Source organism: Streptomyces sp. NPDC046712 (genome assembly GCF_040645695.1).
In the GTDB taxonomy this organism is placed as follows: Bacteria; Actinomycetota; Actinomycetes; order Streptomycetales; family Streptomycetaceae; genus Streptomyces.
On sequence record NZ_JBEYYW010000008.1, the window covers coordinates 65,727 to 87,996 of the forward strand.

Consider the following 22,270-nt stretch of genomic DNA (forward strand, 5'->3'; position numbering starts at 1 on the left):
CACATGCGTTCGTATACGCCCCGGGACGAGGAGCCGGCAGGAGAGGTGTGGAGCATGACAACGGCGACGACGACGGCGACGACGGACGAGCGGGCCCTCGCGGAGCTGCAGCGAGAGCACGGCCCCGCCCTGCTCGGCTTCCTGCTCGGCCTCACCTACGGCGACCGGCAGCGTGCCGAGGACCTCGTGCAGGAGACGCTGGTCCGCGCCTGGCTGCACCCGGAGGCGTTCGACGGTCCCTACGAGTCGATGCGCCCCTGGCTGTTCACGGTGGCCCGGCGCCTGGCCATCGACGCCCGGCGCTCCCGGCTCGCGCGGCCCACCGAGATCGGTGACGGGATGCTGGCCACGACCCCCGACCCGGCCGACGCCACCGAGTCCGCGGTCGCCGCCGTGGATGTGCGGGCTGCCGTGCGGGGCCTGAGCCCGGAGCACCGCGCGGTTCTGGTCCGGCTCTACTTCCACGGCCTGACCGTCAACGAGGCAGCCGCCGATCTCGGTATCCCGGCCGGCACCGTCAAGTCCCGCTCCCACTACGCGCTGCGGCAGCTCGGGCACTGTCTGCCCGGCTACCGGCCCGGGCGCCGTACCGTTGCCCGCCCGAGGGCCACGGCCGCACAATGACCGCGTGACGCTGACTCTCGCCGCTGCCGAAAAGGTACTCGCCGACAACTTCGCCCCCTGGGTGCTCGATCTGGGGCTCTCGGTGGTCTCTCTCGACGGACAGGAGGCGGTCCTGCGCCTCCCCTGGTCCGATCGGCTCGCCCGAGAGGGCGGTGGCCTCTCCGGTCAGGCACTGATGGCCGCCGCCGACACGGCGACCGTGATCGCGGTCGCCGCGGCCCGTGGCGGCTTCGTGCCGATGACGACGGTGCAGCAGTCCATCAGCTTCCAGCGGGCGGTGCTCGGCGCGGACGTCCTCGTCCGCGCCCGGCTCACCAAGGCGGGCAAGCGGATGGCGTTCGCCGACATCACCATGACGGCGGAGGGCTCGGACGAGACCGCCGCCCACGCGACGGCGGTGTACGCGCTCCTCGGCTGAGACCGCCGATCCCGCCACCACGCCCGCCCCACCCTCCCCGGACGTCCCCCGTGTCCCCACCTCTCCCACCGGCACCGATCCGGCGGAGGAACGTATCCCAAACCACACGGGCGAGTTGAGCAAAGAGCGACCCACGCGCGTCTTCCTCGGTGGAGGCTCGTCTTCGGGGGGTCGCCGACCGACACGTCCGGGAGAAGGTGGGAGCGTTGCTGCCCGAGAGTACGAACGGCACCAGCGGCGGCGGGCTCGCCGTCCCGATGGCCTGGCTGTGTGCCGAGTTCACCGCGGACGATCTGCTCCGCACGGGGTGTCTGGTCGCGCCCGGCACCCTGGAGTATCGGGCCGGCCGGCAGACGCTGGCCCTCACCATCCATCTCTGCGCCGATCCGGACGCCCCCTCCGGGGCCTGGTCCGCGGGCCTCATCGACGAGTGGCTGTCCCGGACCGCCTACGACCACCCCTGGCCGCAGTGGGTCCGGGAGCGGCTCGCCGCGGGGGGCCGCGCGGGTGAGGAGAGCCCCGACCTCGCCATGGCCCGCGAGACCTGGCGCCTCCTCGAGGCGACGCAGCTGCGCGCGGCCGATCTGGGCGGGCTGCCGTCGGCCGGATTCGCTCCCCCCGTCGACGAGTCGGATCAAGTGTGGCTCCCCGCATGGAAGTTGGGGCTCCCGCTCGGCCATCTGGCCCTGCATCTCTACGGTGCGGGCGGCTGAGGAGCCGTACGGTGCACCCCTGAGCGGTACTTGGGGATCCGTACCGTCACCTTCATCCCCGCACCGACCCCGGTCTCGATGACGAGGCCGTGCTCCGCCCCGTAGACCTGGCGCAGCCGCTCGTCGACGTTGGACAGGCCGATCCCGGAGCCGGTGGGCCGCTCCCCGATCAGGATCGCGCGCAGGACGGCCGGGTCCATGCCCACACCGTCGTCCTCGATCACGACCACGGCCTCCGCGCCCGCGTCACGGGCGGAGATCGTGACCCGGCAGACGTGGACGCTGTCCTCGAGGCCGTGCTTGACGGCGTTCTCCACCAGCGGCTGGAGGCAGAGGAACGGCAGGGTGACGGGCAGCACCTCGGGCGCGATCTGGAGCGTGACCTTGAGCCGGTCCCCGAAGCGGGCCCCGGCGAGCGCCAGGTACTGCTCGATGGAGCGCAGTTCGTCGGCGAGCTGGGCGAACTCCCCGTGCCGGCGGAAGGAGTAGCGGGTGAAGTCCGCGAACTCGAGCAGCAGCTCCCGCGCGCGTTCGGGGTCGGTGCGGACGAACGAGGCTATGGCGGCGAGGGAGTTGAAGATGAAGTGCGGCGAGATCTGGGCGCGCAGGGCCCGGATCTCCGCCTCCACGACCTTGGTCCGCGAGCGGTCCAGCTCGGCCAGTTCCAGCTGTACGGAGACCCAGCGGGCGACCTCGGTCGTGGCCCGCACCAGCACGGCCGACTCCCGCGAGCCGTAGGCGACGAGTGCGCCCAGCACCCCGTCCTCGCCGGTGAGCGGGGCGATCACCGCCCAGCGGAGCGGGCAGGCGACGTCGGCGCAGCCGGTGTGTTCCGACCTGCTGCGTCCCGAATCGAGGATTCCGGCGACCTGGTCCATGACGTGCTCGCGGTGGTGCCCCTCGCCCGGTCCGTCCCACGCCAGGACGGCGGACCGGTCGGTCAGACAGAGCGCCTCGGTGCCGAGGAGCGAGCGCAGCCGTCGGACGGCCTTGCGCGCGCTGTCCTCGGTGAGCCCGCCGCGCAGGGGCGGGGCGGCGAGCGAGGCGGCGTGCAGGGTGTGGAAGGTGGCCCGTTCGACGGGGGTGCCGAGGTCGAGGTCGGCGGCACCGCGGCGGGCGGCGAGCCGGCCGAGGACGAAGCCGGCCGCCAGCAGCACGGCCCCCACCGCGGCCGCCGCCGCGAGGGCGATCCCGGTCATCGTTCCGCTCCTTCCCGCGGGGACACCGTCCGGCCGCCGATCTCCTCCGGCAGATGGAGCCGGGCGAGCAGGGCCGGTGTGCCGGCCGGGATGTGGCGCGGGGTGGCCAGCGACACCAGGATCATCGTGACGAAGCCCAGCGGCACCGACCAGACCGCCGGCCAGGCCATCAGGGTGTGCGGCCAGCCCTCGCCCGGCAGTCCGGCCCGGGTCGCCATCACCGCGGCGAGCGCGGAGCCGCCGCCGAGGAGCAGTCCGGCCATGGCGCCGGGCGGGGTGAGCCGCCGCCACCAGATGCCGAGGACGAGCAGCGGACAGAAGGAGGAGGCGGAGACGGCGAAGGCGAGGCCGACGGCGTCGGCGACCGGGACCTTCGAGGCGACGATCCCCGCGGTCAGCGGGACGGCGGTGGCGAGCAGGGTCGCGAGCCGGAAGTGCCGTACGCCACGGGACGGGAGGACGTCCTGGGTGAGGACGCCGGCGACCGACATCGTGAGCCCCGAGGCGGTGGAGAGGAAGGCGGCGAAGGCGCCGCCGGCGAGGAGCGCGCCCAGCAGGTCGCCCAGCACTCCGCCGAGCATCCGGTCCGGCAGGACGAGCACGGCGGCGTCGGCGGCCCCGGTGAGCGCCAGTTCGGGGGCGTAGATCCGGCCGAGGGCTCCGTACACCGGCGGCAGCAGATAGAACACGCCGACCAGGCCGAGGACGACCAGGGTGGTCCGGCGCGCGGCGCGGCCGTGGGGGCTCGTGTAGAAGCGGACGGCCACATGAGGCAGGCCCATGGTGCCGAGGAAGGTGGCGAGGATCAGCCCGTACGTGGCGTACAGCTGGTGTCCGTCGCGCCCGCCGGCCAGCGGCTGGGACCAGCCGAGGGGATCGGCGCCGGTGGACGCCCGGGCGGGGACGGGAGCGCCCGCGGGAAAGGCGAGTTCGGTGCCGCCCTCGACGCGGTGGGCGCCCTCGTCGAGGGTGACGGTCCGCCGCTCGTACGCGGTGGCGTCGACGCGGCCGGTGACGGTGAGCGTGAGCGGGGCGTCGACCTCGATCCGTACGGTGTCGGCGACGCGCACGACGGTGTGCTCGCGGAAGACCGCCGGTGCGTCGAAGCGGGCACGGGGCGTGTCGTCGCCGAACCAGGCCGCGGCGAGGAAGAGGGCGGGCACCAGCAGGGCCGTGAGCTTGAGCCAGTACTGGAAGGCCTGGACGAAGGTGATGCTGCGCATGCCGCCCGCGGCGACGATCCCCGTGACGACGAGGGCGACGAGCAGGCCGCCGACCCAGTCGGGCGCTCCGGTGAGGATCTCCAGGGTGAGCCCCGCGCCCTGGAGCTGCGGGAGGAGGTAGAGCCAGCCGATGCCGACCACGAAGAGGCTGGCGAGCCGGCGGGCCGGCGGGGACTCGAGCCGGGCCTCGGCGAAGTCGGAGAGGGTGTACGCCCCCGAGCGGCGCAGCGGGGCGGCGACCAGGACGAGCAGGACCAGATAGCCGGCGGTGTAGCCGACGGGGTACCAGAGCATGTCCGGGCCCTGGACGAGGACGAGCCCGGCGATGCCGAGGAAGGAGGCGGCGGAGAGGTACTCGCCGCTGATGGCCGCGGCGTTGAGGCCCGGGCGGACGGTGCGGGAGGCGACGTAGAAGTCGGAGGTCGTGCGGGATACGCGCAGGCCGAGGGCGCCGATGAGCACGGTCGCCAGGACGACGGCGGTGACGGCGGCCACCGCGTAGGTGTGGTTCACGTCCGGCCCCCGCGGTCAGCGGCCCTCGACGAGGCCGGTGAAGTCGCGTTCGTTGCGTTCGGCGCGGCGGACGTACCAGCGGGCGACGGCCCAGATGACGGGGTACACGCCGATGCCGAGGGCGGCCCAGACGACGGCCTCGGGTGCGGGAAGGGCGAGGACCAGAGGCAGCGGGCCGACGAGGAGGGCGAGTGCGCCGAGTGCGGTGAGGGCGGCCTTCAGCTGGCTCCGCATCAGGGAGCGTACATAGGTGTGGCCGAGGGTGGTCTGTTCGCTGATCTCGGAGCGGGCGGGCGGATGGCCGGGCGGACGGCCGCGCGAGGGCTGCGGGGGGACGCCCGTGGCGCCGGCGCGGAGGGCGGAGGCGTGCGTGACGGTCTCGCGCCGGGGCCGGCGCGCCGGTGGCTGCTCGGACGTCGGTGTCCGCTCCGTCATCTGTCGACCTCGCAGGGGCTGGGCAGGCCACGGAGTCTACGCAGCGGCGCTGACGTGGGGTAGAGGCGCCGGGCCACGCTCGTACGGGAGGACAACCGGCCGGTCAGCCGCCGGCACGCCGCATGAGCAGGTCCCTCAGCTGGCGGGCGTGGCGGCGGCTGACCGCGAGCTCGGTGCTGCCGACCCGGACGGAGGTGGCGCCGCCGTCGAGCCGCAGTTCGTCGATGCGGCCGAGTGCGACGAGGTGGCTGCGGTGGATGCGGACGAAGCCGCGGTCGGCCCACCGCTCCTCCAGCGTGGACAGCGGGATGCGGACGAGGTGGCTGCCCTCGTCGGTGTGCAGGCGGGCGTAGTCGCCCTGGGCCTCGACATAGGCGATGTCGTCGACGGCCACGAAGCGGGTCACCCCGCCGAGTTCGACGGGTATCTGCTCGGGCGCGGTGAGCGGGGCGGCGGGCGCGGCGGAGGCGTGGACCAGCTCGCGGACGCGGCGGACGGCCTCGGCGAGCCGCTCGCGGCGTACCGGTTTCAGGACGTAGTCCACGGCCTTGAGGTCGAACGCCTGGACGGCGAAGCCCTCGTGCGCGGTGACGAAGACGATCAGCGGTGGCCGGGCGAAGCCGGCGAGCAGCCGGGCGAGGTCGAGGCCGGTGAGGCCGGCCATGTGGATGTCGAGGAAGACGACGTCGATGGCGGCGTCGCCGTCCGGCCCGGCGTCGAGGGCCCGGCCGATCCTGCGCAGCGCCTCGGTCGCGTCGGTGGCGCCCTCGGCGCTGCGGACCCGCGGATCGGCTCGCAGGAGGTAGAGCAGTTCGCCGAGGGCCGGCTCTTCGTCGTCGACGGCCAGTACGCGCACCATGCGGCGGAGTCTACGAGAGGGGCTACTTCAGGAGCTTCGAGAGGCGGCGGTCGGCGAGCGGCTTGCCGCCGGTCTGGCAGGTGGGGCAGTACTGGAGGGAGGAGTCGCTGAAGGACACCTCGCGGATGGTGTCCCCGCAGACCGGGCAGGGCTCGCCGGTCCGGCCGTGGACGCGCAGGCCGCTTTTCTTCTCGGCCTTGAGCTTGCCTGCTGCCACGCCGTGGGAGCGTTCGACGGCCTCGCGCAGGGTGCTGCGCATGGCTTCGTAGAGTCCGGCGGTCTCCTCCTCGGTGAGGTTCTGGGTGGGTTTGAACGGGGACATCTTCGCCACGTGCAGGATCTCGTCGCTGTACGCGTTGCCGATGCCGGCGATGAGGCTCTGGTCCCGCAGGGCGCCCTTGATCTGGCGCCGTTCCGCGGTGAGCAGGGCGGTGAACGCGGCGAGGTCGAAGTCGTCGGCGAGCGGATCGGGGCCGAGGCGGGCGACACCCGGCACGTCCTGCGGGTCGCGGACGAGGTGGACGGCGAGGCGTTTGGTGGTGCCCGCCTCGGTGAGGTCGAAGCCGTCGCCTTCGGTGAGCGCGGTCCGCAGGGCGAGCGGCCCCTTGCCGGGGCTCGGCGGCCCGGAGGGCAGGGGGTCCTTCCACTGGAGCCAGCCCGCGCGCGCCAGATGGACGAGGAGATGGAGTTCGCCTGCCTCGCCTTCGGTGGTGATGTCCAGGAACTTGCCGTGCCGGGCGACCGCGGTGACGGCGGCGCCCTCGACGGCGCTCAGGGGCGGGTCGTACGTCTTGAGCACGCTGATCGCGACGGGCAGGACGCGGGCGATCTCCTTGCCCACCAGATGCTCGTCGAGGAACTCTCGCAGCGCTTCCACCTCGGGCAGTTCGGGCATGGCTCCACCCTGCCGCACGGGTCGTCCGGACGCGCGCTCAGCGGCCTCCGTCCAGGTGCTCGAGCAGCTCCAGTTCCTCGGCGAGCGCGGCGGCCAGCGCGTCGAGGTCGGGGACGGCCTTGCCGTCGGCGACCAGGCCGACGTGGACCCTGCCGCCGTACGGGGACATGGCGACGGCGAGCGCCTGGCCGCGGGCGAGCGGGGCCATCGGGAAGAGTTCGCGCAAAGGGGCGCCGCCGAGGGAGAGGGCCGAGCGGGGCAGCGGAACGTTGGTGACCAGGACGTCGAAGAGGAGCCGAGCGGCTCCGGAGGCCAGGGGCGCGCCGAAGCGGTGGGCGAGCGAGGGCAGTTGGTCGGCGAGTACGGCGACGGCTCCGGCGCCCCGAAGCGGCCCGTCGGCCTTGTTGCGGTCCATGGCCCGCCGTACGGCGGCCAGCCGGGTCGCGGGGTCGGGCTCGGTGACGGGGAGGGTGAGGAGGTAGGCGGAGAAGCTGTTGCCGGTGCCGGCGGGGGCGCCCGGCCGCCGCCGGGAGACGGGCACGAGAGCGCGCGGATCGATACCGGGGAGCGGTTCGCCGCGTCCGTCGAGCCAGCGGCGCAGGGCTCCGGCGACGACGGCGAGGAGGACGTCGTTGGCGGTGCCGCCCGTGGTGCGGCGCACCTGGTGGACGCGCTCCAGGTCCAGGACGGCGGTGGCGACGCGGCGCGTCCCGCTGGAGTGGGCGGCGAGGGCGGAGGGGGCGGCACGCCCGTCGAGCAGGCCGGCGCGGACGACGGAGGCGCCGACCACGGAGGCACCCACCTCGACGGCCCGGCCGAGGTCCTCGATGCGGTCCCGGGCGGCGCCCATGATCCGGCCGGGGCCGGGGAGCCAGGAGCGCGGGGGTACGGTGCGGGCGCGGCTGCGACCCGGCCTGCGGGCGGCGGCGATCTCGTCGAAGATGCCGGCGCCGATGGCGACGGCCCGCATGCCGTCGGCGAGGGCGTGGTGGAGTTTGACGAGGACGGCGAACGAGCCGTCGGGGGCGCCGGTGAGCAGGTACATCTCCCAGGGCGGCAGACCCCGTTCGACCGGCCGTTCCATCAGCTCGCCCGCGAGCCGGGCGGCTTCGGCGGCGAAGTCGGAGCCGGGCAGCGCGATCTGCCGCACATGCCGTCGTACGTCGAACCGCTTGTCCGCGGTCCAGGCGGCCCCGCCGACGGGCAGCAGGACGTCGCGGACCTTCATGCGCAGCCGGGGGATCGCGGCGGCCCGGCTCGCGAGCAGATCGAGGACGGTGGACGGATCGCCGTCGGCGGGGAGCGGGCCGAAATGGGCGAGGGCGCCCAGGTGCATGGGGTGGTCGGCGGATTCGAGATGCCAGAAGGCCAGATCAAGAGGTGCCAGTAGCTCGCTGCTCAACGGTTCCTCGGGTCCTAGAGGGCGGCAGGGGATCGCAGTCAATCGCGCACGGTCGGTTACGGTCAAGTACGATCGATGTACACAGGGTTAACAGTAAATTCGCACCAGACGCACTTGCCGCTGCCGCGCGATTCGACACCCCACACATCCGTGATGCGGTCCACGAGCAGCAGACCGCGACCCGAGACGCCCGCCTCCCCCGCCTCTCGCCGGCGCGGCAGCGCGCTGGAGCGGTCCTCGACCTCCACCCGCAGCCGCCGCTCGGGCACCGCGAGCATCCGCAGGGTCACGATCGCCCCGCCGTCGGTGTGCATCAGCGCGTTCGTGATCAGCTCGTCGGCGACCAGCTCGATCTCGTCCGAGCGCTCTCCGGCGCCCCAGGCCCGTACCGCCGCCCGGATCATGTGCCGGGCGGAGCTCAGCGCCTCCGGGTCGCTCTGCGCCACGTGCTGCTGGAGCCGGCCGCCGGTCTGCGGGTAGTACGCCCCCTGGCGACGCAGCAGCAGCATCGCCGCGTCGTCGTCGCCGCCCCGCTCGTCCACGATCTCGCAGAGGTGGTCGGCGAGCTGTTGGAGATCCCGCGGCCCGCGCCGGACCAGCGAGGAGAGCCACGTCAGCCCCTCGTCGAGATCCGCGCCCGGCTTCTCCACCAGACCGTCGGTGTACAGCAGCAGGGTCTGTCCCGGGGAGAGCTCCAGGGTCGTGACGGGATGGTCGAGGCGGCCGAACTCGGCCGAGAGGCCCAGGGGCAACCCACCCTCCACCGGCAGCCGTCGGCAGCTGCCGTCGGTGTCCTGGAGCAGCGGGTCGACATGCCCGGCCCGTACCACCTGGACGACGCCGGTGGCGAGGTCGGCCTCGACGTAGGTGCAGGTGGCGAAGCGGTCGGTGTCCAGTTCGTGGAGGAAGACGGAGGCCCGCGCCATCACGGTCGGCGGGGAGTGGCCCTCGGCGGCGTAGGCGCGCAGCACGATCCGCAGCTGTCCCATGACGGCCGCCGCGTGGGTGTCGTGTCCCTGTACGTCTCCGATGACGGCGCCGACCCGGCCACCGGGCAGCGGAATGATGTCGTACCAGTCGCCGCCGATGTCCCGGCCGAGGCGGGCCGAGCGATAGCGGACGGCTATCTGGGCGCCGGGTACGTCGGGGATGCGACGGGGCAGCATCGCCTGCTGAAGCCCTTCGGCCAGGTCGTGCTCCTGCTCGTAGAGCATGGCCCGCTTGAGGCTCTGAGCGATGCTGCTGCCGAGCGCCACCAGCAGATTGCGTTCGTCGGCGCTGAAGCCGGTCCTGTCGCTGTAGAGCAGTCCGAGCGCGCCGATCGGCCGGGCCTGGGCGATCAGCGGCAGATAGGCCGCCGAGGTGATGCCGAGCCCGCTGATGTGCGGCCACAGGATCGGGTACGAGTCGGCGAATTCCTGCGGCGACTCGATGAACCGGGGGCGCAGGGTCCGGATGACCTCGCTCATGGGGTACGGCTCGTCCAGCCGGGTGAACCGCGTGCCGGGCACGAAGGCACCTTGCGGGCCCTCGGCGACCAGATGGATGCGGCCGGCCTCCAGGAGACCCATGACGAGGCTGGTGGCGCCGAAATGCTGCAGGCCGTGCGAGTCGTTGAGCACGTCGATGACGTCCTGCACCGTCCGGGCGTGGGCCAGGGCCGCCGTGGTGCCCTCGACGACGCTGGTGCGCCTGCGCCGCCCCTCGTCCAGGCCCAGCCGGGCGGCGTGCTCGGACACCTCCTCCGAGGCGTCCCGGACGATGCCGATGATCCGGCGGGGGCGGCCGGTCTCGTCGCGCTGGATGTGGCCCTCGGTGTGCGTCCAGCGCGGGCCGCCGCTCCGCAGCCGGACGCGGAAGTACGCGCCGTAGTGATCGCTGCCGTCCTTGAGCGCGTGGGTGACCATCATGTCGAGCCGGCGCCCCTCGTCGGGCATGACGCGTGAGGAGAGGGTGAGCGGGTTCCCGTCGTACTCCCCGGGGGTGAGGTCGAAGACCCGGAGGGCGCCCTCGTCCATGGTCATGAGACCGGTGACCAGGTCCCAGTCGAAGCTGCCCATCCGGAACGCACGACCGTAGTCACGGAGGAAGCAGCACGTCACACCGCCTGCCCCTGATCCGCAGCGGCATGGCTCCGCAGCCTCGGCTCCCCCTGTGCCCGCGTCCATGGGGCCACGCTAGGCGCAGCCCCGGCGGCGCGCACGGCGGAGATCGCGGCCGGGACCACGGCTCATCCCTCGAAGGTCTCCGGCTGCCGGGCGCCGGTGTCGCTGGGGAACAGGTCCTCGAAGGAGGGCAGCTCCGACTCGGGTTCCGGCTCGGGCTCGACCGGCGGCGCCGTGGTGGGCGGGGAGGCCGGCTCGGACCAGATCGGGGTCGGACAGCCGGGCGGGATCGACGGGCTCGGGGACGTCGGGCCGGGAGACGTCGGGCCCGTCGTGCCCGGAGACGTGGTGTCGGGAGACGTGGTGTCGGGAGACGTCGTCTCCGGCGTACCGGTGGGGCTCTCGGACGGCGGCAGTGACGGGCAGTCGGTCGTGGACGGGGGCGGGGAGCTGCTCTGCGGCGAGGTGGAGCCGCCGGGGGTGGTCGAGCCGTCGGGGCTCACGGACCGGCCGGGCTCGGGCGAGGTGCCGGTGACCGACGGGGACGGCACCGGGGTCGGCGAGCCGGTGAGGTCGCAGGCGGCGGGGTGGCAGGGCGGGACGACGACCGGATGCTTGTCCCGCTCGCCGTGGGTGCCCGTCTTCCGCTCGATCCAGGTGTTGTTGACGACGTTCACGATGACCAGGCTGTTGACGATCGTCGTGGTCGGTCTGATGACGACGACCCGGTCGGGGTGGAAGCCGCTCCAGGGCTTTCCGCGGTGCCCGGCGCCCTGGACGGCGACCGGCGAACGCAGCGGGTTTCCGCAGGCACAGCGGACGCGGGGCGCGCCGTACTGGTCGACGAGCACCGCCGTACCGGCCTGCAGCACGGACTGGAACGTGGTGGCGTCTCCGTCGCGGAAGCCGTGGTTGGTGACGCGGGTGTCGGCGCGCAGGACGACGGGGGTGAGGCCGCGCAGCCAGCCGGCGAGGTTGGACTCGGGGATGCCCGCGGCGTCGGCGAACGCACGTGCCTTGGCCCGGTCGCCTGTGAGGAGGGAGACCTGCTGCTCGACGTCGCAGCTGGCGACGGAGCGGGTGCCGCCGTAGAGGCCGGGGGTGGAGCCGGTGATCTCGCGGATCGTCTGCGCGGTCGCTGTGGACGGCGGGGTGTCCGGTGGGGTGGTGCGCGGGGCGGGTGCGGTGGCGGCCTTCGCCGTGGAGGCGGTGAAGGGGTCGGGACCCTGGGCGGCGACCGGCTGGAGGAAGACCTCCTGCGCGGCGGGGGCCGTTCCGGCGCCGGCGGTGTCGCCGCCGGACGAGCAGCCCGCGAGCAGCAGCGCCGAGACCAGCGCGGTGAGTGCGGTGACGTGGGGCCGTCGCGGCCGGCGTATGGGTGAGCGCACGTGTATCTCCCGCCTCTTTCCACCCCGGGACATTCCTTCATGTCTGTCGCACCGCGCGGTCCCCCGCAAGCGGAATACGGCCGACCGGACGACACGCTTGAACACGTTCAAGGAAAGCCCTAGGCTCGACTCAGGCAGGTTTGAACACGTTCAATCGGGGGGGGTGGACGGCATGTCCCTGCTCGCAGCACCCCGCGGCCTCGCCCTGTGGCTCCCCCGACGCCGCGCCGCCCTGGTGGCCGCCCCTTGCAAGGAGACCGCATCATGGCCCGTCTGATCCGCGACCTCGCCACTCCCGCGCCTGCACCCGCGCCCCTCAACTACCGGGACGTCGGCGCCACCGGCCGGGACCGTCTCCCGGCCGGCTACCACCATCTCCACCACACGGTCCGCCTCGGGCGGGGCAGGGACGCCTTCGAGAGCGCCGGAGCCGCCGTCACCACCTGGCGGATGCACCGCGACGCGGGCGCCCGGGTCCGCAGCGAGGCGGTCCGCGCCGAGCCCGGCGTCTTCGTCGAGGTCTCGTTGGGCCTCGGTCCGGTCCGGTTCGCCGCGCCGTGCGAGGTGATCTGGACGGCGTACGAGGATGACCGGACCGGATTCGCCTACGGCACCCGCACCGGGCACCCCGAGAGCGGCGAGGAGTCCTTCGTCGTCGACCTGCACCCCGACGGCTCGGTCTGGTTCACGGTCACCGCGTTCAGCCGCCCCGCCGTCTGGTACACCCGCCTCGCGGGCTCGCTCGTCCCCGTCCTCCAGCACACGTACGCACGCCGGCTCGGACACACCCTTCAGCGCGTCGTCGCGGGATGACGTGCGGGGTTACGCTCCCTCTATAGGCATACGTCCCGACCCAGGAGGCGGCCGTGAGCCAGTACCAGTACGACGAATACAGCACCCCCTCGCAGGCCGAGGGAGAGCGCCTCGAAGAGGACATGGACGCGCTCCAGCGGGACCACCGCCACCCGGCGACCGTGCGCACCACCCCGTCCCAGGCCGAGGGCCAGCGCACCGTCGACGAGGAGGAGAAGGCCTGACGCCCGGGCCGGACGGCGCCGATACTGGAAGGGATGGAGTGGTTCACGGCACCGGACTACTGGCTGAGCCGGATCGTCTTCCAACGGGGGCTCGCCGGGCTCTATCTCGTGGCCTTTCTGTCGGCCGCTCTCCAGTTCCGGGCCCTGATCGGCGAGCGCGGCATGCTCCCCGTGCCGGAGTATCTGCGCCGGGTGCGGCCGCGCCAGACCCCCAGCCTCTTCCACTGGCGTTACTCGGACCGGCTGTTCGCGGCGGTCTCGTGGAGCGGCGCGGCCCTGGCGCTCGCCCTGGTGGCCGGCGCGGGCGACGCGGTACCGCTCCCCGTCTCGATGCTGCTGTGGGCGGTGCTCTGGGCGCTGTACCTCTCCATCGTCAACGTCGGTCAGACCTGGTACAGCTTCGGCTGGGAGTCGCTGCTCCTGGAGACCGGCTTCCTCGCGGTCTTCCTCGGCAACGACGACACGGCGCCGCCCGTCCTCGTCCTGTGGCTGCTGCGCTGGCTGCTCTTCCGCGTCGAGTTCGGCGCGGGGCTCATCAAGATCCGCGGTGACCGCTGCTGGCGGAATCTGACCTGCCTGTACTACCACCACGAGACCCAGCCGATGCCGGGCCCGCTCAGCTGGTTCTTCCACCATCTGCCCCGCCCTCTGCACCGGGTCGAGGTGGCGGCCAACCATGTCGTCCAGCTGCTGGTCCCAGTGCTGCTCTTCACCCCGCAGCCGGTGGCGACGGTGGCGGCCGGTCTGATGGTGGCGACCCAGCTCTGGCTGGTGCTCTCGGGGAACTTCGCGTGGCTGAACTGGCTGACGATCGTCCTCGCGCTCTCCGCCATGGACGGCTCGCTGCTGGTGGGCGAGCACCCGCAGCCCGCCCCGCCAATCTGGTACGTGGTCGTGGTCGTCGCCGTCACCGCTTTCGTCCTCTTCCGCAGCTACCGCCCGGTCCGCAACCTGCTCTCCAGGCGGCAGGCGATGAACCGCTCGTACGACCCGTTCCACCTGGTCAACACGTACGGCGCGTTCGGCACCGTCGGTCAGATCCGGGACGAGATCGTCATCGAGGGCACCGACGACCCGGTGCCGCTCGCGGACACCGTGTGGAAGGAGTACGGCTTCAAGGGGAAGCCCGGCGATCCGCGCCGGCTGCCGCGCCAGTTCGCCCCGTACCATCTGCGGCTCGACTGGCTGATGTGGTTCGCCGCGCTCTCCCCCGCGTACGCCCGCGACTGGTTCGGGCCGTTCGTCGAGCGGCTCCTCGACGGAGACAAGGACACCCTGCGGCTGCTGCGCCACAACCCCTTCCCCGACGCGCCGCCGACCCTTGTCAGAGCCCGGCTGTACCGCTACCGCTACACGACCTGGCGGGAGCTGCGGGAGACCGGGGCGTGGTGGCACCGCACGCTCGTACGGGAGTATCTGCCGCCGGTCGAGCTGCGGGCCCAGGCGCGGCGCTGACCGTCCTGCCGCCCGTGGAAAACCCTGTGCCCCCGGCCGCGGGGCGGCCGGGGGCACAGGGCGAAGCGACAGTTGCGACTCAGTCGATACCTGGCAGGATGTGCGGCTCGGCGAGGTCGTCCTCGTAGCCCGCCAGGCGGATGGGGGCCGCGTGTGCCCACACCTCCAGGCTGCCCAGCTCACCGGAGCGGCGAGGCCGCTCCGTATGTTCGGCCGGTCGCTGTTCCTGCTTCGTCAGTTCTGGTGTCACCGCGCACTCCCTTGTCGCGTACCAATGAGGACATGGCCGTTCGGTCGCGGTGGCGCCGTTCTTCGGGCGGGACCGCGGCCTTGGTGGCAGGCCAGTCCCCAGGAAGGCCGTGGGGGTTTTGTGAAACCCCGGTGGCCGACCGTGGACATCAGAGTAACCAAATGAGCGGCCCAGCGCTCTATGGGGCTCAGAAGTGTGACGCGATCGAGTGACTTTCGGACATCTGGGCGGTTTAAGAAGCCCATAAGCCGATTGCTCTACCAGTTGCCCGGCGCGTAGTCCTTCAGGAAGCAGCCGTACAGGTCCTCGCCCGCCTCGCCGCGCACGACGGGGTCGTAGACACGGGCGGCGCCGTCGACCAGGTCGAGCGGGGCGTGGAAGCCCTCCTCGGCCAGCCGCAGCTTGTCGAAGTGCGGGCGCTCGTCGGTGATCCAGCCGGTGTCGACCGAGGTCATGAGGATGCCGTCGGTCTGGAACATCTCCTGGGCACTGGTCCGCGTCACCATGTTCATCGCGGCCTTCGCCGCATTGGTGTTCGGGTGCCCCGCGCCCTTGTAGCCGCGCCCGAAGACGCCCTCCATGGCCGAGACGTTGACGACGTAGGCGCGCCCGCTGGCCGCCTTCCTGGCCGCCTCGGCCATCAGCGGCCGCAACTTGCTGATCAGGATGAACGGCGCCGTGTAGTTGCACAGCTGGGTCTCGAGCAGCTCCACCGGGGAGATCTGCTCGATGGTCTGCACCCAGGTGTTGGTGTCGACGACGTCCGGCACCAGGCCGCCCGCGTCGATGGCGCTGCCGTCGCGGTGCCGCTCGACGCTGGCGTTGCCGGCGACCAGCGCGAGATCCGCGACCTTCTGCGCGTCCAGGCCGCTCACGCCGACCGGCAGCGCTGCCAGGCCGTCGACCGCGCCGGAGTTGAAGGCGCCGATCACGTGGTGCGCCGGGAGCTCCCCGGCGGGCAGCGGAGCGGTCTCGCCCTCGACCAGGGCGGCGTAGGCGGAGGGCAGACGGCGCACCGTCTGCGTCGCGTTGTTGATGAGGATGTCCAGCGGACCGTCCTCGGCGACCTGGTCGGCCAGGGCGACCGCCTGCGCGGGGTCGCGCAGGTCTATGCCGACGACCTCGAGGCGGTGCATCCAGTCCGCCGAGTCCTCCATCGCCTTGAAGCGGCGGATGGCGTCCTTGGGGAAGCGGGTCGTGATCGTGGTGTGGGCGCCGTCGCGCAGCAGCCGCAGCGCGATGTACATGCCGATCTTGGCCCGGCCACCGGTGAGCAGCGCGCGCTTGCCGGCGAGGTCGGCGCGGGCGTCGCGCTTGCCCCGGTTGAGAGCGGCGCACTCCTGGCAGAGCTGGTGGTAGAAGTAGTCGACCTCGACGTACCGCGTCTTGCACGTGTAGCAGGACCGCGGGCGCTGGAGTATCCCGGCGATCTGTCCGGCCTCGGTGACGGAGGACGGCAGGATGCCCTCGGTCTCGTCGTCGATCCGCTGCGCGGAGCCGGTGGCGGTGGCCTCGGTGACCGCCTTGTCGTGGGCCGTCTTCGCGGCCCGGCGCTCCTGCCGGCGGCGCTGCTTCACCGTCCGGTAGATCCCGGCCGTGGCGCGCCGGACGGCGATCGCGTCCGGGTGGTCGACGTCCAGCTTGTCGAGCTCGTCGAGCACGGCCAGGCAGACGGCCAGGCGCTCGGGGTCGATGCCCGGCCCGTACTCCTGGGTTTCTTCGGTCACCGTCATGGCCTCTGCCGTTCCTCGATCGCTCATACGCTCGCGCGCGCCCATGTCTCAAAAGAGGAACTTTACGGAGCGGGGGGCCGTGTCTCCAAACCCGTAGCGGGAGCGTGGTCGAACACACAGTCGCCGCAGAGTCCGCCTCCGGGGCAGCGGTAGTAGAGGCAGCAACTGGTACGCCGCAGGGCGGGCCCCTGGACGGTGCGGGCCAGGTCCGGGTGGTCGAGGAGCCCGGTCACGAGCTCGGCGGCGCGTCGGGCGACCGCGGGCCGGCCCTGGGCCCCGGCCCAGCGGGTCAGCTCGCGCAGGGCCCCGGCGAGCGCGGAGCCGGCGTTCCCCCACAGCAGCCGGGGCGAGATCCGCCCGTCGCGGCGGAAGGCCTCGTGGAGCGGGACGAGATGAGCGAACTGGACGGCCTCCCGGAGGTCGGCCACGGTCGCGGGGCGGGTGTCCGTGCCCGCCCACCACAGGTCGTCGGGCGAGGTCAGGGCTCCGTCCCAGAACAGGTCCGCCGGATCGAGAGCCGGGAACCGGCCGTGGAGGGCGGCCGGGCCGAGGGCGGTCGACCACAGCCGGGCGGCGAGCCCGAGGTGGGCGACCGAGGCGGCGACCCGTCGCTCGGGGGCGCGGAGGCGGGCGCCGACGCGGTCGACCCGTGCGGAGAGGGGGCCGGTCTCCCCCGCGTACAGGCGCGCGAGCGGCACATGCGCGCCGCCGGTCTCCGGCGCGGTCGTCCGCAGCGCGAAGAACCCGCCCACCGCGCCGCTCTCGACAAGATCCACGATCACTACCTCCTGGCCTTTCGGGCGCCTGGCCTGCCGGGCGCCTGGCCTGTCGTGCGCCTGACCGCCCGGCCGCCTGCTCATGAATTCCTGCTCCTGGGCGCCTGGCACGATCGCCGGGCACGGTCTCCGGGCAAAACACCGGTCGTGTTCGGGTCATGCATGGTCATCTTTGGGTCATGCCTGGTCATCTTCGGGTCATGCTCGCCCCAAGAGAGGCTCCGCGACCGCAGACCACCGTAACGATCATCCTCATGACACCTCTCACGAACCCCCTCTCCTCCACGACACCGGGCCGGCGGGCGGTGCTCGCCCTGTCCGCCGCCGCGGCCGTGACCGCGAGCATCCCCGCCGCCCGGGCCGCCACGCCTCAGGCTCCCCGGTCCCGCCCGGACGGGCCGCTCACCGCAGCCCGGGCCCTGGCCGAACTCCGGGCCGGGAACGCCCGGTTCGCGGCCCTCCGGCAGATCCACCCGCACGAGGACGCCGCCCGGCGCGCCGCCGTGGCCGTCTCCCAGCACCCCTTCGCCCTCGTCCTCGGCTGCGTCGACTCGCGGGTGCCGCCGGAGCTCGTCTTCGACCAGGGGCTCGGCGACCTGCTGGCGATACGGTCGGCCGGACAGGCCCTCGACGAGGCGGTGCTCGGCTCCATCCAGTTCGGCGTCGAGGAGCTCGGCGTACCACTGGTCCTCGTGCTGGGGCACGAGCGGTGCGGGGCCGCGACCGCTGCCGTGGAGTACGTACGGACGGGAAAGCCCGTCGAGGGACACCTCGCCCGGATCATCGAGGAGATCGCGCCCGCCGCCCGCGCCGCCCGCGACCTGCCCGGTGACTGGGTGGAGAACACGGTACGGGCCAATGTGGCCCGAATACGGCGGCGACTGGCTCAGGATGAGGCTTTCGACAAGGCCCGGATCGTCGGTGCCCGCTTCGACCTGGATACCGGAAAGGTTGCTTTCCACCCCTCCTGACCTGCGCGGGTGTACATCCCAAGGCGTACATGACGACCCCGTACTACGACGGCAGTACGTCCGAATGCGTTCCCAGGTACGACGACGTGAACGCTCGGAAGAGAGATCGTTGTATGTATGAGCCCCCTCCTGCTGTCCGTGCTCCTGTCACTGGTCTCCGCAGTCGCCTACGCGGCCGCGGCGATCGTGCAGGAGCGGGTCGCGGCCGCCGCCGGCGGTCCCACCTACGCGCCGCTCCGCAGCCCGGCCTGGTGGGGGTCCGTGCTGCTCAACGGTCTCGGCGCGGCGCTGCACGTCGCGGCGCTCGCCTACGGTCCGCTCAGTCTGGTCCAGCCGCTGGGCGCCCTCACGATCGTCTTCGCCCTGCCCATGGCCGCCCTCTTCGTGGGCCGCCGGGCCGGGCACACGGCCTGGCGCGGCGCGATCATGGCGACGGTCGGCCTCGCCGGGCTGCTCAGCCTGACGGGCAGCGCCGAGTCCCAGTCGCTGGGCGGCACCGAACGCTGGCTGCTCGCCGCGGGGACCTTCGGGGTGGTGGGCCTGCTGTTCGCCCTGGCACACCTGGTGGGCCGCTCGGTCCTGCGCAGCATCGTCCTGGCGGCCGCGGCGGGTGTGTCGTTCGGCATCGCCTCGGTCTTCACCAAGACCGTGGCCGTGGAGTGGTCGCCGGACGCGCCGCTCGCGCAGTGGACGAGCCTGCTGGTCCTGTCGGCCTGCGCGGTGACCGGGCTGCTGCTCTCCCAGGCCTCCTACCGGGGCGCGGGCCTGGCGGCTCCGCTGGCCACGGTCACGGTCGTCAACCCGGTGGTCGCCGCCGCGGTGGGTCTCACCATGTTCGGCGAGACCTTCCGGTACGGGACCGCCGGCACCGTGGCCGCGCTGATCTGCGGTGCGGTGGCGGCGGGCGGCCTGATACAGCTCACGACGGACCGACTGACGGCCTCCGAGGACTCGCTGTCGGTGTCAGATGACCTGCCCGTCTCAGATCGAGACACCCCGCGCCCTGAGGTACGCCAGGGGGTCGATGTCGGAGCCGTACCCGGGACCCGTCCGCACCTCGAAGTGGAGATGCGGTCCCGAGCTGTTGCCGGTCGATCCTGAACGGGCGATGCGCTGACCGGTGTTGACCCGCTGCCCCTCGCGGACGGTGAGCGCGGAGAGGTGCGCGTACTGGCTGTAGCGACCGTCGTCGTGGCGGATGACGACCTCGTACCCGTACGCGCCGGCCCAGCCGGCGGAGACGACCTTGCCGGTGGCCACGGCCTTCACGGACGTGCCGGTGGGAACGGGGAAGTCGACACCGGTGTGGTACCCGCTGGACCAGGAGGACCCGGACACGCGGTAACGGGTGCCGATGGAGGCGGAGACGGGGGCGCTGAAGCTGTCGGCCTGGGGAGCGGGCTTGGCGGCCGGCTTGGCAGCGGGCTTCGTGACCGGCTTGGCGGCGGGCTGGGCGGCTGGTCTGGTGGCCGGCTTGGCCTGCGGCGCGGCCGGAGGCTTGGTGGCCTGGGGAGCCTTCGAGGCCGGCGCTTTCGCGGCCGGTTGTGTCGTCGGCTTCGCCGTGGGCTTCGTCGTCGGCTTTGCCATCGGCTTCGTCGTCGGGTTTGCCGTGGGCGCGGGCTTGGCGACCGGGGGTTGCTCGGTGGGCGGCTTGACGGGTGCGGTGATCCGGAGGGTCAGCTTCTGGCCCGGATGGATCAGGTCGGGATCACCGCCGACGACGGCGCGATTCGCCTCGTACAACCGCTGCCAGCCGCCCTTGACCCGCTCCTCACGCGCGATCCGGGAAAGCGAGTCGCCGGGGGCGACGGTGTACATCTCGCGGACCGTGGGCACGGTGGTCGGGGTGGCGGCGGGAGGCGGGGCCGCCGAGGTCCGCCGTTCGGGCGCGGTGCGCTGTGCCGGTAAGGAGGCGGGCCTGACCCCGGACTTCTCCTGCCCGAGGCCCGCGCGAGGCGCGCAGGTCGGCCAGGCTTCCGGACCCTGGCCCTTGAGCACTTTCTCGGCGATGGCGATCTGCTGGTCCTTGGAGGCGAGGTCGGCGCGCGGTGCGTAGTGCGTGCCGCCGTACCGCTCCCAGGTGGACTGGCTGAACTGCAGCCCGCCGAAGTAGCCGTTGCCCGTGTTGATGCGCCAGTTGGAGGAGGACTCGCAGGCGGCGACCTTCTCCCAGACGTCGAGGGAGGCGGCCTGCGCCGTCCCGGCACCGACCAGCGGCAGCGCCATTCCGGCGCCGCCCGCCGTGACGGTGAGCGAGGCTCGGTTGATCCGGCTCGGCTGGTACCGGCGGTGTCGTCCCCGTACGGCCATGGGTCCCCCTCGAACGCGTCAGCAGAAGCGCATCGGCAGTCGCCCAAGGTAAGGGAGGGTCACAGGCCGTGACAAGGGCTTGGGGCAAACCCCAAGTCCCTTGTGTCACCTACGAATCAGAGCCCCGCGGGCCCCGGCTCGGGCTGAGGCTCGGGTTCCGGTACGGGGGCGGGCCCCGGGGGTTCCGGAACCGGGTTCGGGGGCGGTACGGGAGGCGGTTCCGGCACCGGAGTCGGCGGGGACGGAACCGGCCCCGGAGGCGGGATCGGCGACGGCGGCACCGGATCGGGGTACGGATGGGTCATGACGGGCCTCTCGAATCGACGGGCCGTACGGCTCCAGGCTCTCCCGGAGCGTGTGCCCGCGCCCGCCGGGGCCATTCATCCGTGTCGGCGCACCGCCGTGGCCGCGCTTGCGGAGCACGGCCCGGATCGGCTGGGTCAGTAGAGCTCGGGCGGGGCCTTGAGCTGGCGCTTGGCGGCGCGGACGAGGTCCTCCGAGGGCACGGGGGCCTCGTCCGGGTGCTTCTCGGCCCACTTGGCGGCGTACGGGCAGAGCGGTACGACGGGGACGCCCTCACGCGCCGCCGTCCGGTAGAACTCTCGCACGAGCGAACCGGCGATGCCCTTGCCCTCGTTGCCCTCCTCGACGACCGTGTGAACGGCGACGAGGGCGTGCGGCTCGACGTCGAGGACGAAGTAGACGATCACACCGACGTAGGTGCCGTCCTCGAACGCCTCGAGGCGCCCCTTCTCCCGGTCGTCCCTGATCTCCAGCTCGGCCATGCGTAGCGTCTCCCTCGGGTCGGGTTCAGGCGTGGGCCGGCACGGCGTGCGGGCTGCGCTGCGTGTCGCTCCCGGGTACGGGCGCGGAGGCGTCGGCCCCGAGCTCGACGATCCGGTTGTCCGCGTCCACGTGCACCACACGCGGCACGAGTGTGCGGGCCTCGGCGTCCTCGACCTGGGCGTAGCTGATGAGGATCACCAGGTCACCGGGGTGCACGAGATGGGCGGCCGCTCCATTGATCCCGATCACCCCGGAGCCCCGCTCGCCCTCGATGACGTAGGTCTCCAGCCGGGCGCCGTTGTCGATGTCGACGATGTGCACGAGCTCCCCGGGCAGCAGATCGGCCGCCTCCATGAGCTCGGCGTCGACGGTGACGGAGCCGACGTAGTGCAGATCGGCCTGGGTCACGGTGGCGCGGTGGATCTTGGACTTGAACATCGTACGCATCATCGAGGCACTCCTGGACATAGGCTCCCTGCCTGCGTTTTTGCAGGTCAAGGGCGGTTTTCCTACCCTACAACGAGTCGCATGTTCGGGCAGCAATCCCCAGGTTCTTCAGGACTCATGCTGACCACTTGCTGACTTTCCTGACGCATCGTCAGGTGCTTGCAGGGGAGCTTCGCCCACCCTCCTGGACCCCACCGCGACGACTGCACAAGCCTACGCAGCACCCTCCGAAAGGTGTCCGTGATCACCGTCACTCTGGCGGTCTGGGCGGCCAGGTGCGAGGGCGGTCGCCAGGGATCCGAGCTGGGCACCGCCGTGGGTAAGTCGGCCCAGGCCCCTCCATTCCGCCTCAGAGCAGGAGGCACCCATGGTTCAACAGGAAGGGGTCGAAGCGGCGGCAACATAGCCGCGGATCGCCGGTTGGCCAAACCGGCGATCTGAATCATCTCGTGGGTTCCCTTCGCACGGCGGTGTTGTGCCTGAGCAGACGAATTGGCGAGTCAGCACTTGATCTGGCGAGCTGAGCACGCACTTCGGGGAGGACATTCTGCTCGGATCAAGGTGCGCCGGTCGGTGTCCTCGGGGGTGGCTTCGATCGCGAACCCGCTTTCACCGGACCGCTCGAGAAGCCCTGTGCTGTCGCGGTGTGAGGCATGTCTGGCAGGGAACACGTACCCAAAGAGAGGGCCTGCGCGGCCGCTGGCTGATGAAGCAGACGTGTCCTTGCTCCG

General features: G+C 72.4%; 22 protein-coding genes. 8 read left to right on the forward strand and 14 right to left on the reverse strand.

All coding sequences use genetic code 11. From position 1 onward, the window contains the following. Window positions 1–54 precede the first annotated feature (54 nt). From ABZ939_RS13120 to ABZ939_RS13130, 3 genes are all read left to right on the forward strand, one after another. Window positions 55–624 (forward strand): sigma-70 family RNA polymerase sigma factor, encoded by a 570-nt coding sequence (locus tag ABZ939_RS13120; RefSeq protein WP_361852805.1) that lies wholly within the window; start codon window positions 55–57, stop codon window positions 622–624. A gap of 4 nt (window positions 625–628) precedes the next feature. Next, window positions 629–1,042 (forward strand): PaaI family thioesterase, encoded by a 414-nt coding sequence (locus tag ABZ939_RS13125; protein ID WP_361852807.1) that lies wholly within the window; start codon window positions 629–631, stop codon window positions 1,040–1,042. A 206-nt stretch (window positions 1,043–1,248) separates the two neighbouring features. Next, on the forward strand, window positions 1,249–1,755 hold the full coding sequence (locus tag ABZ939_RS13130; protein ID WP_361852810.1) for a hypothetical protein: 507 nt from the start codon (window positions 1,249–1,251) through the stop codon (window positions 1,753–1,755). Here ABZ939_RS13130 and ABZ939_RS13135 read toward each other — a convergent pair. From ABZ939_RS13135 to ABZ939_RS13170, 8 genes are all read right to left on the reverse strand, one after another. Beyond that, window positions 1,737–2,954, reverse strand: coding sequence for a histidine kinase (locus ABZ939_RS13135; protein ID WP_361852813.1), 1,218 nt, complete (start codon window positions 2,952–2,954; stop codon window positions 1,737–1,739). The two genes, ABZ939_RS13130 and ABZ939_RS13135, sit on opposite strands and share 19 nt — an antisense overlap. Then, window positions 2,951–4,690: a cation acetate symporter gene (locus ABZ939_RS13140; RefSeq protein ID WP_361852816.1), complete on the reverse strand. Its 1,740-nt coding sequence runs from the start codon at window positions 4,688–4,690 to the stop codon at window positions 2,951–2,953. Before ABZ939_RS13140 ends, ABZ939_RS13135 begins: the two co-directional genes overlap by 4 nt. A gap of 15 nt (window positions 4,691–4,705) precedes the next feature. Beyond that, entirely contained in the window at window positions 4,706–5,125 is a 420-nt protein-coding gene (locus tag ABZ939_RS13145; protein WP_361852818.1) for a hypothetical protein, read from the reverse strand. Window positions 5,126–5,228: 103 nt separating this feature from the next. Further along, window positions 5,229–5,984, reverse strand: a complete 756-nt coding sequence (locus ABZ939_RS13150; RefSeq protein WP_361852821.1) for a LytTR family DNA-binding domain-containing protein — start codon at window positions 5,982–5,984, stop codon at window positions 5,229–5,231. Between the two features lie 22 nt (window positions 5,985–6,006). After that, window positions 6,007–6,879: a DNA-formamidopyrimidine glycosylase family protein gene (locus tag ABZ939_RS13155; protein WP_361852824.1), complete on the reverse strand. Its 873-nt coding sequence runs from the start codon at window positions 6,877–6,879 to the stop codon at window positions 6,007–6,009. A gap of 37 nt (window positions 6,880–6,916) precedes the next feature. Further along, window positions 6,917–8,281, reverse strand: coding sequence for a wax ester/triacylglycerol synthase family O-acyltransferase (locus ABZ939_RS13160; protein ID WP_361852827.1), 1,365 nt, complete (start codon window positions 8,279–8,281; stop codon window positions 6,917–6,919). 62 nt (window positions 8,282–8,343) lie between these two features. Then, entirely contained in the window at window positions 8,344–10,449 is a 2,106-nt protein-coding gene (locus tag ABZ939_RS13165; protein ID WP_361852830.1) for a SpoIIE family protein phosphatase, read from the reverse strand. Window positions 10,450–10,511: 62 nt separating this feature from the next. After that, the gene (locus tag ABZ939_RS13170) at window positions 10,512–11,774 is read right to left on the reverse strand and encodes a DUF6777 domain-containing protein (RefSeq protein ID WP_361852833.1); all 1,263 of its coding nucleotides are present in this window, start codon (window positions 11,772–11,774) and stop codon (window positions 10,512–10,514) included. A 264-nt stretch (window positions 11,775–12,038) separates the two neighbouring features. On the opposite strand from ABZ939_RS13170, the gene ABZ939_RS13175 reads away from it, so the two are divergent. The 3 genes from ABZ939_RS13175 to ABZ939_RS13185 are packed head-to-tail and all read left to right on the forward strand — an operon-like array spanning window position 12,039 to window position 14,266. Then, window positions 12,039–12,587, forward strand: coding sequence for a DUF1990 domain-containing protein (locus ABZ939_RS13175; protein WP_361852835.1), 549 nt, complete (start codon window positions 12,039–12,041; stop codon window positions 12,585–12,587). Window positions 12,588–12,640: 53 nt separating this feature from the next. Next, complete coding sequence (locus ABZ939_RS13180; RefSeq protein ID WP_361852837.1) at window positions 12,641–12,811, forward strand: hypothetical protein; 171 nt, start codon at window positions 12,641–12,643, stop codon at window positions 12,809–12,811. 33 nt (window positions 12,812–12,844) lie between these two features. Beyond that, window positions 12,845–14,266 (forward strand): lipase maturation factor family protein, encoded by a 1,422-nt coding sequence (locus ABZ939_RS13185; RefSeq protein WP_361852840.1) that lies wholly within the window; start codon window positions 12,845–12,847, stop codon window positions 14,264–14,266. 79 nt (window positions 14,267–14,345) lie between these two features. On the opposite strand, the gene ABZ939_RS13190 is transcribed toward ABZ939_RS13185, so the two are convergent. The 3 genes from ABZ939_RS13190 to ABZ939_RS13200 form a co-directional block, all read right to left on the reverse strand. Next, complete coding sequence (locus ABZ939_RS13190) at window positions 14,346–14,516, reverse strand: hypothetical protein (RefSeq protein ID WP_361852843.1); 171 nt, start codon at window positions 14,514–14,516, stop codon at window positions 14,346–14,348. A 257-nt stretch (window positions 14,517–14,773) separates the two neighbouring features. Next, window positions 14,774–16,249 carry an SDR family NAD(P)-dependent oxidoreductase gene (locus tag ABZ939_RS13195; RefSeq protein WP_361852846.1) on the reverse strand — a complete coding sequence of 492 codons (1,476 nt, stop codon included), beginning with the start codon at window positions 16,247–16,249 and terminating at the stop codon, window positions 14,774–14,776. Between the two features lie 62 nt (window positions 16,250–16,311). Further along, window positions 16,312–17,025 (reverse strand): (2Fe-2S)-binding protein, encoded by a 714-nt coding sequence (locus ABZ939_RS13200; RefSeq protein WP_361852849.1) that lies wholly within the window; start codon window positions 17,023–17,025, stop codon window positions 16,312–16,314. 254 nt (window positions 17,026–17,279) lie between these two features. On the opposite strand from ABZ939_RS13200, the gene ABZ939_RS13205 reads away from it, so the two are divergent. Together ABZ939_RS13205 and ABZ939_RS13210 are read left to right on the forward strand one after the other, a co-directional pair. Continuing rightward, window positions 17,280–17,996, forward strand: coding sequence for a carbonic anhydrase (locus ABZ939_RS13205; RefSeq protein ID WP_361852852.1), 717 nt, complete (start codon window positions 17,280–17,282; stop codon window positions 17,994–17,996). Window positions 17,997–18,113: 117 nt separating this feature from the next. Beyond that, window positions 18,114–19,097 carry a DMT family transporter gene (locus tag ABZ939_RS13210; RefSeq protein ID WP_361852854.1) on the forward strand — a complete coding sequence of 328 codons (984 nt, stop codon included), beginning with the start codon at window positions 18,114–18,116 and terminating at the stop codon, window positions 19,095–19,097. Here the strand turns inward: ABZ939_RS13210 and ABZ939_RS13215 are convergent. From ABZ939_RS13215 to panD, 3 genes are all read right to left on the reverse strand, one after another. Then, window positions 18,978–20,306, reverse strand: a complete 1,329-nt coding sequence (locus ABZ939_RS13215) for a transglycosylase family protein (protein WP_361852856.1) — start codon at window positions 20,304–20,306, stop codon at window positions 18,978–18,980. The genes ABZ939_RS13210 and ABZ939_RS13215 overlap by 120 nt on opposite strands. Window positions 20,307–20,746: 440 nt before the next feature. Then, on the reverse strand, window positions 20,747–21,091 hold the full coding sequence (locus tag ABZ939_RS13220) for a GNAT family N-acetyltransferase (RefSeq protein WP_361852858.1): 345 nt from the start codon (window positions 21,089–21,091) through the stop codon (window positions 20,747–20,749). Between the two features lie 25 nt (window positions 21,092–21,116). Further along, complete coding sequence (gene panD, locus ABZ939_RS13225) at window positions 21,117–21,542, reverse strand: aspartate 1-decarboxylase (RefSeq protein WP_361852861.1); 426 nt, start codon at window positions 21,540–21,542, stop codon at window positions 21,117–21,119. Window positions 21,543–22,270 lie beyond the last annotated feature (728 nt).